This is a genomic window from Paraclostridium bifermentans, from assembly GCF_019916025.1.
In the GTDB taxonomy this organism is placed as follows: Bacteria; Bacillota; Clostridia; order Peptostreptococcales; family Peptostreptococcaceae; genus Paraclostridium; species Paraclostridium bifermentans.
In genome coordinates this window covers 1,288,224-1,301,740 of sequence record NZ_CP079737.1, presented here as the reverse complement: position 1 = coordinate 1,301,740, position 13,517 = coordinate 1,288,224, and the positions used below count along the sequence as shown (strand labels likewise).

The following is a 13,517-nucleotide window of genomic DNA, read 5'->3' as shown; positions in this document are numbered from 1 at the left end:
TTTTCGTCGTCCTTTCATATATCTTTTATATACATAAAAATTCGCCTATTATAGACGAATTTTTTTATTAATCTAAGTAATCTCTAAGCTTTTTAGATCTACTTGGATGTCTTAATTTTCTTAAAGCTTTAGCTTCTATTTGTCTTATTCTTTCTCTTGTTACATCAAACTCTTTACCTACTTCTTCAAGAGTTCTAGCACGTCCATCTTCTAATCCAAATCTTAGTTTTAAAACTTTTTGCTCTCTTTCATTTAACGAACCTAAAACTTCTTCTATTTGCTCTTTTAATAAAGAATATGCTGCAGCTTCTGCTGGAGCTGGAGCATCGTCATCTGGTATAAAGTCTCCTAAATGACTATCTTCTTCTTCACCTATAGGAGTTTCTAAAGATACCGGATCTTGAGCAATTTTCATAATTTCTCTAACTTTATCTTCTGTCATATCCATTTCTTTTGCAATTTCTTCAGGTTTTGGATCTCTACCTAATTCCTGTAGTAATTGTCTAGAAACTCTTATTAATTTATTTATAGTTTCAACCATATGAACAGGTATTCTTATAGTTCTAGCTTGGTCTGCTATTGCACGAGTTATAGCTTGTCTTATCCACCATGTAGCATAAGTACTAAATTTAAACCCTTTTGTATAGTCAAACTTTTCAACAGCTTTTATAAGACCTAAATTTCCTTCTTGTATTAGATCTAAAAATAACATTCCTCTTCCTACATATCTCTTTGCTATACTTACAACAAGTCTTAAGTTGGCTTCAACTAATCTTTGTTTAGCTATTTCATCACCTTCATGCATTCTTCTTGCAAGTTCAGATTCTTCATGAGGCTTAAGTAGAGGTATTTTCCCAATTTCTTTTAAATACATTCTAACTGGGTCATCTATACTTATTCCTTTTGGAAGAGTTAAGTCTATTTGTTCAATTTCCATAGTATTTTCTTCTTTAGATATATCCTCATCAATACTATCATCTATATCCATGTTTGATACATCCATATCTTCTGAAGTAAATTCTATATCTGCATCAGCTTTTTCTTCTTTCTTTTGAATTACTTCAATTCCTAAGTTTCCAAGGGTCTCATATAAGTTTTCAACTTGATCTTTATCTAATTCTGTTTCAGAGAAAGCTTCCATTATTTCCATAAGTGTAAGACTTCCTTGCTTTTTACCCTTTTCTATAAGTGATTTTGCTGTTACTCTTTTAGATTCTTTTTTTGGTGTTTTAGTTTCCATACTTCAGCCTCCCTTCCTTTATATATTTTGTAATGTTTTTCTTAGTTCAACTATCTTTATAGCAATTTCCATAACTTGTACATCTACCTCTTTCGCATTTGAATTATCATTAGACTTTCCATTTTCTAATTCTTTTTGCTTCTTCAATAAATTATCTATATCATTTTGAAGCTTATTTCTTTTTATTTGTTTAACTATCTCTTCTATACTCTTTTTGTCATTAACATTAATATTTTCTATCTTCATACTATACAAATTCAAAAGATAATCTTCGGATAAGTTTAAACTTTTTAATTTGTCAATAGTTATTTTATCCATTTCTTCATTTTTAATTATGAATTTTAAAATTTCTTTATTTTCATTTAATGTAAAATCATTTTCATCTAATTTTAAAATTAATAATCTTCTTATTTCTTTTTCTTCTAAAAGCAATCTAATTAATGTTTTTTCTATAATTTCATTTCCATTATTTATTATAGTCGGTCTTTTATATGCATTTTTATCTATTTGAACATGTCTATCATTTTTAAGCTTTGGATTATAATTAGACTTATAACTCTTTCCATAGACTTCTTTTTTTAAGGATTCTACACCTATTTTACTTTCTGAGCTTAAAAAGTTTATATAGTAATCTATATCAACTGGACTTTTTAAACCTTTTATTATCTTTGTAGACTCTTTAGTAAACTTTAATCTTTGTTCATCTTTAGATAAATCATAATTTTCTTTGCATTTAACTATTTTATATCTAATATAGTGAACAGCATCTGCTATGGATTTTTGGTATCCTTCAAGACCATATTTTCTTATAAACTCATCTGGGTCTTTTACATCTTTTAAATTTAAAACTTTAACATTTATACCTACGCTAGTTAATATATCTATAGCTCTTAGCGTGGCCTTAACCCCTGCATCGTCTGAGTCATAAGAAATTACAACTGTATCTACATATCTTTTTAATAAATTCCCTTGATCTATCGTAAGGGCTGTTCCAAGTGTAGCACACACATTTCTTATTCCATATTGATACAATGAAATCAAGTCCATATATCCTTCTACTAGAATTACAGTTCTATCAGTTATATTTTTTCTAGCAAAGTTAAGACCATATAAATTATACTTTTTGTTAAATGCTAGTGTGTCTGGTGAGTTTAAGTATTTAGGAAGTGAATCATCAAGAACCCTTCCTCCAAATCCTATAACATTTCCTCTATAGTCAAATATTGGAAATATAACTCTGTTTATGAACCTGTCATAATATTTGTTTCCATCTTTTTTATATGTAACGAGACCGCATTCAACAAGTGTTTCTTTATCATAGCCTTTACTAATTAAGTATTCCATAAGATTAGTCCATGCCTTAGGCGCATATCCTAAACCAAACTTCTTTATGATTCTGTCATCAAGACCTCTTCTTCTTAAATATTCATACCCATAATTTTTCTCTTTAATTAAATTTGAAAAATAATATCTGGCAGCTTCTGTATTTATGTCTTGAATCTTCTTAACCTTTTCCATCCTAATTTTAGATTGCTCATCCATGTTTGTGTTTATTTCTATTCCACAATCTTTGGCTAACAATTTGACCGCATCCATAAATTCAAGATTTTCTATCTTCATAACGAAGTTTATTACATCTCCACCTTCTCCACATCCAAAACATTTATATATTTGCTTTGATGTATTTATGTAAAATGAAGGTGTTTTTTCCCCATGAAATGGGCATAATCCTTTGTAGTTTATTCCCGATTGCTGTACTTTAATGTAGTCTGATATTACCTTTACTATATCAGATCTGGATTTAATTTCTTCTATTATATCTTTTATATCATTCATATTATCACCTTCTGGTGTAATTTTTTTAACATTACTATTTTACAACATATTAGAAATTTGTCAAATATTCATTATACATAATTCGACTTTTTTTATTCAATTCCTTCTTTTTCATCTAATTTTATTTTTCAATTTAGCAAATTAAAAATATCACTTTACTATTTTGTATAATTAACATAAATTCAATACTATTTTTTTAATTTTTACAAATTTATTTTTAAAAACAAAAAATAAAAGAGGCTTAAAGCCTCTTAATTTTTTATAATTTTTTTATACTTTCCATTAAATCTTTAAACTCTTCAAAATGAAGAGATTGAGGACCATCCGATAAAGCTTCACTCGGATTAGGATGAACTTCAACCATTATACCATCTGCTCCTGCTGCTAGTGAAGCTATAGACATTGGTTTAACTAAATATCTAACTCCAGTTGCATGGCTAGGGTCTACTATAACAGGAAGATTTGTTTCTTTTTTTATTATAGGTACTGCTGCTATATCTAATGTGTTTCTAGTATAATCATTATATGTTCTTATTCCTCTTTCACACATTATGATTTTATTGTTTCCACCTATTGCAATATATTCAGCTGCCCCTATCCATTCTGTTATTGTGGAACTTATTCCTCTTTTTAACATTACCGGTTTATCTTGTTTACCTACTTCACTTAAAAGAGTAAAGTTTTGCATATTTCTAGACCCTATCTGAATTACATCTGCTACTTCATATAACTTATCTAAATCTCTAGCATCCATAAGCTCAGTTATAACTGGTAAGTTAGTTTCTTTCTTTACAGCTTTTAAAATTTCTAGTCCTTCTTCTTTTAAACCTTGGAAAGATTTTGGAGATGTTCTTGGTTTAAAAGCTCCACCTCTTAACATGTTTGCTCCATTTGATTTTATAAATTTTGCAGTTTCTAAAAGTTGTTCATAACTTTCTATAGCACAAGGCCCTGCCATTATAATTTTATCATTTGGTATTTCTAAATTCTCAGTTATATTTATATTTAAATCATTACTAAATAGATTTTTCATTACCTATAAACTCCTTTACTTCTTCTCTTTCCTCAGTCGTCAAAGATTTTAGGTATTCATTTATACTTATATTATCTATTTTTAGTTTATCATTTAAATCTATAAGTGGTATCAATACAAATGCTCTTTCCTTTATTCTTGGATGAGGAATTTCTAAATTTTCTTCTTGTAAAATTATATCATTAAAAAATAATATATCAACATCTATTGTTCTTGGCCCCCATCTGATTTTTCTTTCTCTGTTTAAATCTTTTTCTACACCCTGACAAGCATTTAAAAGTTCATACGGATTTAAGCTTGTCTCTATTTCAATACACATATTCAAAAAATCTGCTTGCTCTTTATACCCCCAAGCTTTTGTTTCATAAAGCTTTGACTTTTTAGTTATATTTATGTTTGGATTAGAATTTAAAATTTTTAAAGCTTCATTTATATACCTTATTCTATCTCCTATATTAGTTCCTAACCCTAAATAAGACTTACTCATCTCTACTTCTCCTTATCTCAACTCCAAAGTAATCATAAATACCCGGAACAGGAGCTTCTGGTTTTTTCACTCGAACCATAACCTCTTGAATTAATCCAAACTCACCTAAAACTTCTTTAGATATGCTCTCAGCTAAGGCCTCTAGTAAGTTAAATCTTTTGTTCTCTACTATTTTTTTTACTAACTCATATACATCGCCATAGCTTACAGACTTTTCCATTTGATCGGTTAAGCCTGCTTCTTTTGTATCTAGATATAACTCCATATCTATAAAAAACTTTTGTCCTAATTCACTTTCTTCTTTAAAAACTCCATGATAGCCATAAAACCCCATATTGCTTAATAATATTTTATCCATTTTATACCTACCTTCTGCATATAGCATCTGCCACTTTTATCGCTCTTATATTTTCTAATACATCATGTACTCTAACAATATCTACTCCAGATTTAATTCCTAATACGGTAGTTGCTATAGTTCCTTCCACTCTATCTTTAGGTTCTAAATCTAAAATTTTCCCTATCATAGACTTTCTTGATGTACCTAGAAGAATTGGATATCCTAGATCTTTTAATTCATCTAGCCTTGCCATAACCTCTATGTTTTGTTCTAATGTTTTTCCAAATCCTATACCTGGGTCTAGCACAATTTTTCTATCATCTATTCCAGCACTTTTAGCTATTTTTATACTTTCTATTAAAAATTTCTTAATAGATTCCATTATATCTTTATCATAATCTGTTCCATCTTGATTATGCATTATACATACATGCGCATCATATTTTGCTATAACACTTGCCATATTTGGATCTTTTCTAAGCCCCCAAACATCATTTATCATATCAGCACCTAACTTTAAAGTTTCTTCTGCTACAATAGCTTTATATGTATCTACAGAAACTTTAACATTTAGCTGTTTTTTTAATTCTTTAACAACCGGTAAAACTCTTCTCAATTCTTCTTCAGCATCTACTATTTGGTGTCCGGGTCTAGTTGATTCTCCACCTAAATCTATTATATCTGCTCCACTATCTATCATTTCTTTCGCATGATTTAAAGCTTTTTCTATACTTGTATAACTTCCTCCATCTGAAAAACTATCTGGAGTAACATTTAAAATTCCCATTATATAAGTTTTTTTGCCATATTCAAACATCTAATCGCTCCTATCTCATGTTAATTAAACTCATAGCTTCTGCTCTTGCAGCTATGTTCTTTTCAAATATACCTCTTACTGCTGAAGTTATAGTTTTAGATCCTGGTTTTTTTACACCTCTCATAGTCATACACATATGTTCAGCTTCAACTACAACTATAACTCCATACGGTTTTAGTTCTTCCATTATAATATCTGCTGTATCTTTAGTTATTCTTTCTTGAAGTTGAGGTCTTTTAGCTAAGTCTTCAATTACTCTAGCTAATTTAGAAAGTCCTGTTAGCCTTCCATCTTTAGGTAGGTAAGCAACATGAGCTTTACCAAAGAATGGCACTAAATGATGTTCACAGCAAGAATAAAAAGGTATATCTTTAACTAAAACTAATTCTTCATGTTGTTCAGATTGGAAAAGTATTTTCAAATGATCTCTAGGGTCTTTATGTATTCCTGAAAATATCTCTTCATACATTTTTGCAACTCTACTTGGAGTATCTAGTAATCCTTCTCTATTTGGATCTTCACCTATCGCTTCTAAAATATCTCTTACTGCATTTTCTATTTTTTTCTTATCTACATTATGCATATAATTGCCCCCCTTAAAATTAGTAATTATTTTTCACATATAATCTTTTTAAATACATATTCATATACTTTTTTAAGATTATTATAGTTATAGTCTTTATACACGTTTTTTGACAATTCAAATAATTTTTTTTCATTTTCACTTAAATATTTAAATATTTTTTTATCCTTAGGCATCCATTTGCCACTCATAATAAAGTGTCCCTTTATTATATCTTTTAGATATATATTAGTCAAAAACTCATATTCATAATTTTCAAAATCATCTTTTTTCTCTAACCTAGATATATTCTCTAGTATAGTGTTTTCCATTACAAGGATTTCTTCATTAGATAATTTTTTAGGACCTTCATTATATTTTTCTTTAGATAAGTAAATCAGTTTATCAGATATATTTTTTTTATCATATATAACTTTTGCATTTCTCATTTCATTTATAAAAAAGTATTCTTTATTATCTATCATAAATTCAATATATCTTTTAGAAAATTTATTAATATCAAATTCTATGCCATTAAATTGTTCTTGTTTTCTAATTTGATCTTCGTTTTGTTCAGAAACTATAAAAAGATCTATATCTGTTATATTTTCGATATTTTTTTTATTGTATATATCTTTACTTGATCCTACTAAAAATATAGCTATTGTATTTTCATCGTCTTTAATATTTTTTATTTTTTGTTCATAGGTTTTGATAAAGTTTTTAATCATTAATTTTGCTCCATAATTTTTCAAAAATATTATTAAAACATTCGAATTTTATTTTATTTATTTGACTTACTTTCATAACTCCCATTAAGCTATTGCTTAAAAAGCAAAACTCGAATTTTTCTATATCCGTTATTTTTATATCACATTGTTCTATATTAATTTTTAATTCTACACATAACTCCATAATCCTTCTTTTCATCGTTCCATTTAAGATAGGTAGTCTTTCATGTGGAGTATATATTTTACCTTCTTTTATAAAAAATATATTACTCATAGAACACTCTAAAATCCTACCATAACAATCTGTAAAAATAGCATCATCATATCCATTATCAGCTGCAAACTTTTTAGTATGTATACTTTCAAAGTAATTGGTAGTTTTATGTCTATATATTATACTATCTCCTCTTTTTATAGACGAGATGCATAGCTTAAATCCTCTGTTGTATATTTCTTGATTGTAAACAATATCTCTAATTGACAAATTGTACCCTTCATCAAACATAGTCAATCTAAGAGCTTTGTTGTTTATTTTTTCACATTTTATATATTCTATTATTTTTGTTTCTATAAAACTTCTACTTTCATTTATATCTAAATCCAAATCATTTATAGATTTAAATATCCTATCTAAATGTAAACCTAAGTACATGGGATGCCCATCTTTAATTTTTATGGTTTCAAATACTCCAATTCCAAATTTAGTTAATTGACTATTAAATGATACATTATTCTTCATAATATCCTCTAACTGCTTTCATTATAGATTTAGCTTTATCTAATGTTTCTTGGTATTCTTCTTCTGGATTAGAGTCCCATGTTATTCCTCCACCAACTTGGAAAAATATATTTTCATCTTTTTTAATTAAAGTTCTTATAGCAATATTAAAATCCATATCTCCATTAAACCCTATATAGCCAACTGAACCAGTATATACATTTCTCTGTGTAGGTTCTAATTCATCTATTATTTCCATAGCCCTTATTTTAGGCGCTCCAGTTATTGACCCTCCAGGGAATGTTGCTTTTATAATATCTATACTACTTAAAGAATCTTTAAGCTTCCCAGTTACCGTAGATACTAAATGGCTAACATTTGCATAAGGTTCTATAACAAATAACTCAGGTACCTTAACTGTTCCTATTTTAGATACTTTTCCTAAGTCATTTCTTTCTAAATCTACTATCATAAGTAGTTCAGCCTTATCTTTTTCACTGTTTCTTAATTCTTCTTGAAGTCTAGTGTCTTCTTCTACTGTTTTCCCCCTAGGTCTAGTTCCTTTTATAGGTCTTGCTTCTATAGTGTTATCTATGCATTTAATAAATCTTTCTGGTGAATTTGATAAAACTTGATAGTTTTCAAAATTTAAAAAAGCAGCAAATGGAGCTTTACTTACATCACGTAATCGCTTGTATAATTGATAGCTAGATAAATTAGTTTTGCCTGAAAATCTCTGAGTTAGATTTGCTTGGTATATATCCCCTTGTTTTATGTAATCTCTAACTTTTTCTATTGCATTTATGTACTCAGTTTTTTTGAAGTTAGAACTTAATTTAACTTTATCTGTATTTTCATTTACATCAAATTTTAAATCTTCTTTACTAGCGTTTAAAATTTTCACTTCTATTTCTTTTACTATATTAGACTCTATTTGTTCATCAATATCAGGAGTTGCTATAAAAGTCTTATTCAGTAAATGATCTACAACTATTACAAAATTATAAAATCCAAAATATAAATCATATACATTAGTATCATCTATAGCTGTTCTTGGCAATTTTTCTATATAATTTCCTATATCATAAGATAAGTATCCTACTGCTCCTCCTGTAAACGGGATTTCAGTATTATTTTCAACCTTATACCTATCTAATTTTTCTTTTAATTTATCCAAAGGATTTTCCTTACAATTTTTTAGCTTTATACAATCAAATGGTCTTGAGCTTATAAATGAGTATCTTCCCAATTTTTTTTCATCCATACCACTATCTAATATAAAACTGTCTTTTTCATCTTTAAATAAAGTATATATTTCAAATGCATTTAGATCTGTATAAATTTCTTTTAACATCTACTTGACCTCCTCATTCCCTCTAAATTGATTTATAAAATTTCTTAATATATCATGTCCTTGCTCAGATAAAATAGCTTCTGGATGGAACTGGACGCCTTCTATATGGTAATTTTTAGATCTAACTCCCATAATTTCTCCATCTTTTGTTTTTGCTGTAACTTCTAACTCATCTGGCAATGAACTTTCATCTATTATTAGAGAATGATACCTAGTCACATTCAACGGATTTTTCAAATTTCTAAATACACCTTTATTGATATGTTCTATAGGATGCACCTTTCCATGTACAGGCTCATTAGCTTTGATTATATTTCCTCCAAATGCATGTCCTATTATCTGATGTCCTAAGCATATTCCTAAAATTGGTTTAATTCCTTTAAAGTGGTTTACTAAATCAACACATATACCCGCCTCTTTAGGAGAGCAAGGTCCTGGTGATAAAACAATAATTTCAGGATTTAGATTTTCTATATCCTTTATAGTTATTTCATCATTTCTTTTTACTATGATTTCTTCTCCTAGCTCACCTAAAAACTGAACTAAATTATAAACAAAAGAATCATAATTATCTATCATTAATATCATAAAATACCCCCTCCATCTCAACAAACTTCATAAAATTTATTTATTTTTTATTTTTTTTATTTTTCTTACAAGTTAATTATATCTTTGTTAAGAAATCCATGTCAATATAGTCGTTTTTGGTGAAATTATTGGTAATATGTTGAGTATATTTATTTTGCTTAATCAAAAACTAGTATTGATATACTTACTAATTTATACATTATCAGGAGGCTTTGCAATGAATAAATATATTATAATAAGATCTGATACAAAATCAATATCTTCACCTATGTCTAAAAAAGAAGCCTTAAAGACTATGAAATCTTATGACAGACAAGGCATATCATCTTTAATAATATATGAAAATAAAGAAATCAATTTAAACTTTTCTAAAGTTAGATAAATTAAAAAAGGAGCTTAACAGCTCCTTTTACTCCATCTATAACCTACGTTATAATATTTTTCTTTCTTTCCTTTTTTACTTCTAGTTTCTATAAGTTCATTTATCTTGTCAACGTATTTATCATCATTAGTTAACCTGATTAAACTAGTTAGATAATATGCATTTGTGCTTTTTGGTATCTTTTTATTTATGACTAAGTCTATAGCCTTTTTAGCTGCGTTAAAGTTTTTTAAATGTGTATGTCCTTCTTCAAATGTTTTCTTAGTGTTATAAGCTATATAACCTTCTTTAACTTGAAATATAATGAATTCTTTTTTTTCAAATACTTTGTTATACATACACTTCATCCTTTTTAGAAATAGTCTTATTATATAATATTAAAATTTCTAAAAAAGTGAATCTATTTTTAATTTTTTATATTAAATTTATTTTATTCATAAAGTTCTGACACGGTTACAAATTTATAACCTCTTTTTTGCATTTCAGGTATAAATATATCTAGAGCTTCTACAGTGTTATTTGTAGCATAATCATGAAGTAAAATTATATCTCCATTTTCAACATTATTTATTATTTCGTTTGCTATATTATTAGCTCCTGGATTTTTCCAATCCTTTGCATCTACGTGATCCCATAATACAACTTTATATCCGTGTTTTTCTGCTATTTTAGCTAACTCTTCTTTTTTAAAACTTCCATATGGAGGTCTAAATAAAGTTGGCTTTTTACCAGTCATTTTAACTATTATTTCCTCGCATTTTAAAATCTCTTTTTCTAATTGATCATTTGATAAGTTTGAAATATCAGGATGATTAAAAGTATGATTTCCTATCTCATGACCTTCTTTGCTAGCTCTAATAAGAGGTTTACTATACCAATTTGCATGTTTTCCAGCTATAAAAAAAGTAGCTTTTACATCGTGTTTTTTCAATACATCTAAAACTTCATCAGTTTCTTTTGGGTGAGGTCCATCATCAAAAGTTATAGCTAAATATTTTTTATCTCTAGGCCCGTTTTTTATAAATACTTCTTCATTTTTTTCACAAAATGATAATTTAGTAATAGATATCATAAAAAATGCAGCTATTAAAATTATTGAGTACAGTCTAAATTTTTTATTTTTCATTTTTGTACTTCCTTTCATTATGTCAATTATTCACTAAAAAAGTTTTGAGTGTAATATAATTTATAATGTCCTCCAAAACTAACTCCTACTCCTATATTTTTATAGTCACCTAAAATATTTTTTCTATGCCCTATAGAGTTCATTAATGCTTCATGAGCATAAATAGCATTTATTTGCCCTGCAGCTATATTTTCACCAGCTAAGCTGTATCTTATGTGTTCTTTTTTCATTCTATCAAAAGGACTTTGTCCTTTTTTATTTTCATGATCAAAATAGTTTTTGTCTCTCATATCCTCGCTATGTTTTAGAGCACTAACACTAGCTTTAGAGTCAAAACTTAATCTATTTAAATTTTCTCTATCTCTAACACTATTTATAAGGTCTATAGTTTGTTTTTCAAAACTTATTTTTAATTCCTCACTATATTTAGGGTAAATATCTTTTGAACTTTCTTCAGTATACTTGTCTATAACTTGATATGATGTAACTTTACTTTCATTATATAAATCATAAAATACAGTAATATATTTATTATCTTCTATAAAAATATCAAATTGATCTCTAGAATCAATCATAAATTTAGTATTTCCTTTTTTCTTATATTCTATTGATTTATGATTTTCTCTAGTAAAATCAATACTGTCTCCGAGTTTTATTCCATTTATATCAGATGAGTCTATAGAATTGCTAAAAAGAGCTACTACTTTTTGATTTTTTATTCCTACCATAGCAAAATTGTTTTTAACATTGTTATATACATACCAATCAAAGCCATACTCACTTATATCTTTTCTATTAGGATTTCCAATTTTGCTTATTACGCTTTCTTCTGTATCTCCAATTTTAATTTTCATATATCTTTTTATGTTTGTATCATTTAAAGATACAACAGCTTTTACATCTTCATTTTGACTTGTATCTCTAACTTCTTCATTTTGTTTAAAATTCAAATCAAAATCAATGTTGGTTTTATCTATAAATACACATATCGTAAATATAAATATCATTAAATATAATAATTTTTTCAAACAATCACTTCCTCGTTATAATAACTATTTGTAACGTTTTTTAATTATATACATTTATTTATATTTATATTCTTGTTTAGCAAACAAAGTAATCGTAAAATTTATTTTTACTTTGTAAACTATGCAAGCTATTTCATTGATTATAATTTACTTAAACGGAAAAATAGACTAGCATCTAAATATGCTAGTCTACTTTATACTTGATATAAGTTCATCTAAACTTTTATTAAAAATACTAGGCTTATCAAACTTCCAATTTCCTTGATAAGATATTTCATCATTTATATAAAAAGTTCCAAATCCATGTCTTTTACCGTGTTTAAATTCACCTACATATCTTTTATTATCTGGCCATGTGTAAACACCTTGACCATGAGGTAAATTATTCTTAAACTCGCCTTCATATATTATAAATCCATTATAATCATAACAAGTTCCTATTCCTTCCATTTTACCATGTTTAAACTCACCTATATACATGCCACTATCTTTCCATGTATATATCCCATGACCTTCTTTTTTACCATTTTTCCAATTACCTAAATATTCATCATCACTCGAATAAATCATTTTTCCTATACCTTCCATGACATCATCTTTCCATTGACCTATATACAAGCATTTATTAGGTAATTCACATACTCCATTTCCATTTTTCATATCATCTTCAAAATCGCCTACATATTCAAGTTCACTTCCATCATCTTGTAAAAAAATATATGTTCCTTTTCCTGTCATTTGTCCATCTATTAATTTGCCTATATATTTATCTCCATTATAGAATGTATGTATTCTACCGGAAGCTTTTTCACCAGAATTATCTGTATTAGGTACATGTATGCCTTGCCCATTTTCTAATGCTAGTACCTCTTGTTTGCAGTGCGATGATTTTTTTAATCTAAACTTATTAAAAAAACTTATACGCTTAACTTCTTTTTCTATGTTATGTACAGTTTTTTTGTATATTTCTATTAAGTCTTTGTTATTTACTTCTGCATTCATATAACTACCCCACCACTTCCAAATTACATTTTTTCATGTTTAATATTATTATATATTAAAATTCTACTTTTTTTCTATAGTTTCACTAAATTTTAGTCTTTTAAATAAACAAAATAAAACAAAGAGCACGCAAAAACGCATGCTCTTTGTTTTATTTTTCGATCTTAATTTAATTTTTTCTAGTAATCCGCTCTAAATTTTTTACGCACAAATAAAAATTTACACTCTAGAAACTATTATGTATATATTTTATAGTCAACCCGAATTAAACAA

16 protein-coding genes are annotated in these 13,517 nt (G+C 27.3%); 1 reads left to right on the top strand and 15 read right to left on the bottom strand.

Going from position 1 to position 13,517, the window contains the following annotated elements; translation table 11 throughout:
* Positions 1-67: 67 nt before the first annotated feature.
* The 11 genes from rpoD to KXZ80_RS06170 form a co-directional block, all read right to left on the bottom strand.
* The gene (gene rpoD, locus KXZ80_RS06220) at positions 68-1,240 is read right to left on the bottom strand and encodes an RNA polymerase sigma factor RpoD (protein WP_021432591.1); all 1,173 of its coding nucleotides are present in this window, start codon (positions 1,238-1,240) and stop codon (positions 68-70) included.
* Positions 1,241-1,258: 18 nt separating this feature from the next.
* Positions 1,259-3,076, bottom strand: coding sequence for a DNA primase (dnaG, locus tag KXZ80_RS06215; protein ID WP_021432590.1), 1,818 nt, complete (start codon positions 3,074-3,076; stop codon positions 1,259-1,261).
* Positions 3,077-3,335: 259 nt separating this feature from the next.
* Positions 3,336-4,109 (bottom strand): 3-deoxy-7-phosphoheptulonate synthase, encoded by a 774-nt coding sequence (gene aroF, locus KXZ80_RS06210; protein WP_021432589.1) that lies wholly within the window; start codon positions 4,107-4,109, stop codon positions 3,336-3,338.
* Positions 4,093-4,596, bottom strand: coding sequence for a 2-amino-4-hydroxy-6-hydroxymethyldihydropteridine diphosphokinase (gene folK, locus KXZ80_RS06205; protein WP_021432588.1), 504 nt, complete (start codon positions 4,594-4,596; stop codon positions 4,093-4,095). The genes aroF and folK overlap by 17 nt, the downstream gene beginning before the upstream one ends.
* Entirely contained in the window at positions 4,589-4,954 is a 366-nt protein-coding gene (gene folB / locus KXZ80_RS06200) for a dihydroneopterin aldolase (protein ID WP_021432587.1), read from the bottom strand. The genes folK and folB overlap by 8 nt, the downstream gene beginning before the upstream one ends.
* Positions 4,955-4,961: 7 nt before the next feature.
* On the bottom strand, positions 4,962-5,753 hold the full coding sequence (folP, locus tag KXZ80_RS06195; protein WP_021432586.1) for a dihydropteroate synthase: 792 nt from the start codon (positions 5,751-5,753) through the stop codon (positions 4,962-4,964).
* Between the two features lie 10 nt (positions 5,754-5,763).
* Positions 5,764-6,336, bottom strand: a complete 573-nt coding sequence (gene folE, locus KXZ80_RS06190; RefSeq protein ID WP_021432585.1) for a GTP cyclohydrolase I FolE — start codon at positions 6,334-6,336, stop codon at positions 5,764-5,766.
* A gap of 26 nt (positions 6,337-6,362) precedes the next feature.
* Positions 6,363-7,046: a hypothetical protein gene (locus tag KXZ80_RS06185; protein WP_021432584.1), complete on the bottom strand. Its 684-nt coding sequence runs from the start codon at positions 7,044-7,046 to the stop codon at positions 6,363-6,365.
* The gene (locus tag KXZ80_RS06180; RefSeq protein WP_021432583.1) at positions 7,039-7,785 is read right to left on the bottom strand and encodes an aminotransferase class IV; all 747 of its coding nucleotides are present in this window, start codon (positions 7,783-7,785) and stop codon (positions 7,039-7,041) included. The genes KXZ80_RS06185 and KXZ80_RS06180 overlap by 8 nt, the downstream gene beginning before the upstream one ends.
* Positions 7,775-9,118 carry an aminodeoxychorismate synthase component I gene (gene pabB, locus KXZ80_RS06175; protein WP_021432582.1) on the bottom strand — a complete coding sequence of 448 codons (1,344 nt, stop codon included), beginning with the start codon at positions 9,116-9,118 and terminating at the stop codon, positions 7,775-7,777. Before pabB ends, KXZ80_RS06180 begins: the two co-directional genes overlap by 11 nt.
* Positions 9,119-9,706 carry an anthranilate synthase component II gene (locus KXZ80_RS06170; RefSeq protein WP_021432581.1) on the bottom strand — a complete coding sequence of 196 codons (588 nt, stop codon included), beginning with the start codon at positions 9,704-9,706 and terminating at the stop codon, positions 9,119-9,121.
* A gap of 217 nt (positions 9,707-9,923) precedes the next feature.
* On the opposite strand from KXZ80_RS06170, the gene KXZ80_RS06165 reads away from it, so the two are divergent.
* On the top strand, positions 9,924-10,088 hold the full coding sequence (locus KXZ80_RS06165; protein WP_021429032.1) for a hypothetical protein: 165 nt from the start codon (positions 9,924-9,926) through the stop codon (positions 10,086-10,088).
* 14 nt (positions 10,089-10,102) lie between these two features.
* Here KXZ80_RS06165 and KXZ80_RS06160 read toward each other — a convergent pair whose 3' ends face one another.
* The 4 genes from KXZ80_RS06160 to KXZ80_RS06145 form a co-directional block, all read right to left on the bottom strand.
* Entirely contained in the window at positions 10,103-10,426 is a 324-nt protein-coding gene (locus tag KXZ80_RS06160; protein WP_021429202.1) for a hypothetical protein, read from the bottom strand.
* A gap of 92 nt (positions 10,427-10,518) precedes the next feature.
* A complete protein-coding gene (locus KXZ80_RS06155; protein ID WP_021432580.1) occupies positions 10,519-11,214 on the bottom strand; it encodes a polysaccharide deacetylase family protein in 696 nt (231 codons plus the stop codon).
* A 26-nt stretch (positions 11,215-11,240) separates the two neighbouring features.
* A complete protein-coding gene (locus tag KXZ80_RS06150; RefSeq protein WP_021432579.1) occupies positions 11,241-12,242 on the bottom strand; it encodes a CAP domain-containing protein in 1,002 nt (333 codons plus the stop codon).
* Between the two features lie 189 nt (positions 12,243-12,431).
* Entirely contained in the window at positions 12,432-13,244 is an 813-nt protein-coding gene (locus tag KXZ80_RS06145; RefSeq protein WP_021432578.1) for an MORN repeat-containing protein, read from the bottom strand.
* Positions 13,245-13,517: the final 273 nt, after the last annotated feature.

Bases quoted from the DNA above. Each gene is read 5' to 3' on its own strand.
- KXZ80_RS06165 (WP_021429032.1), top strand. From the start codon at position 9,924: ATGAATAAATATATTATAATAAGATCTGATACAAAATCAATATCTTCA.
- KXZ80_RS06160 (WP_021429202.1), bottom strand. From the start codon at position 10,426: ATGTATAACAAAGTATTTGAAAAAAAAGAATTCATTATATTTCAAGTT.
- KXZ80_RS06155 (WP_021432580.1), bottom strand. From the start codon at position 11,214: ATGAAAAATAAAAAATTTAGACTGTACTCAATAATTTTAATAGCTGCA.
- aroF (WP_021432589.1), bottom strand. From the start codon at position 4,109: ATGAAAAATCTATTTAGTAATGATTTAAATATAAATATAACTGAGAAT.
- folB (WP_021432587.1), bottom strand. From the start codon at position 4,954: ATGGATAAAATATTATTAAGCAATATGGGGTTTTATGGCTATCATGGA.
- KXZ80_RS06185 (WP_021432584.1), bottom strand. From the start codon at position 7,046: ATGATTAAAAACTTTATCAAAACCTATGAACAAAAAATAAAAAATATT.
- folE (WP_021432585.1), bottom strand. From the start codon at position 6,336: ATGCATAATGTAGATAAGAAAAAAATAGAAAATGCAGTAAGAGATATT.
- dnaG (WP_021432590.1), bottom strand. From the start codon at position 3,076: ATGAATGATATAAAAGATATAATAGAAGAAATTAAATCCAGATCTGAT.
- pabB (WP_021432582.1), bottom strand. From the start codon at position 9,118: ATGTTAAAAGAAATTTATACAGATCTAAATGCATTTGAAATATATACT.
- KXZ80_RS06145 (WP_021432578.1), bottom strand. From the start codon at position 13,244: ATGAATGCAGAAGTAAATAACAAAGACTTAATAGAAATATACAAAAAA.
- KXZ80_RS06180 (WP_021432583.1), bottom strand. From the start codon at position 7,785: ATGAAGAATAATGTATCATTTAATAGTCAATTAACTAAATTTGGAATT.
- rpoD (WP_021432591.1), bottom strand. From the start codon at position 1,240: ATGGAAACTAAAACACCAAAAAAAGAATCTAAAAGAGTAACAGCAAAA.
- folK (WP_021432588.1), bottom strand. From the start codon at position 4,596: ATGAGTAAGTCTTATTTAGGGTTAGGAACTAATATAGGAGATAGAATA.
- folP (WP_021432586.1), bottom strand. From the start codon at position 5,753: ATGTTTGAATATGGCAAAAAAACTTATATAATGGGAATTTTAAATGTT.
- KXZ80_RS06170 (WP_021432581.1), bottom strand. From the start codon at position 9,706: ATGATATTAATGATAGATAATTATGATTCTTTTGTTTATAATTTAGTT.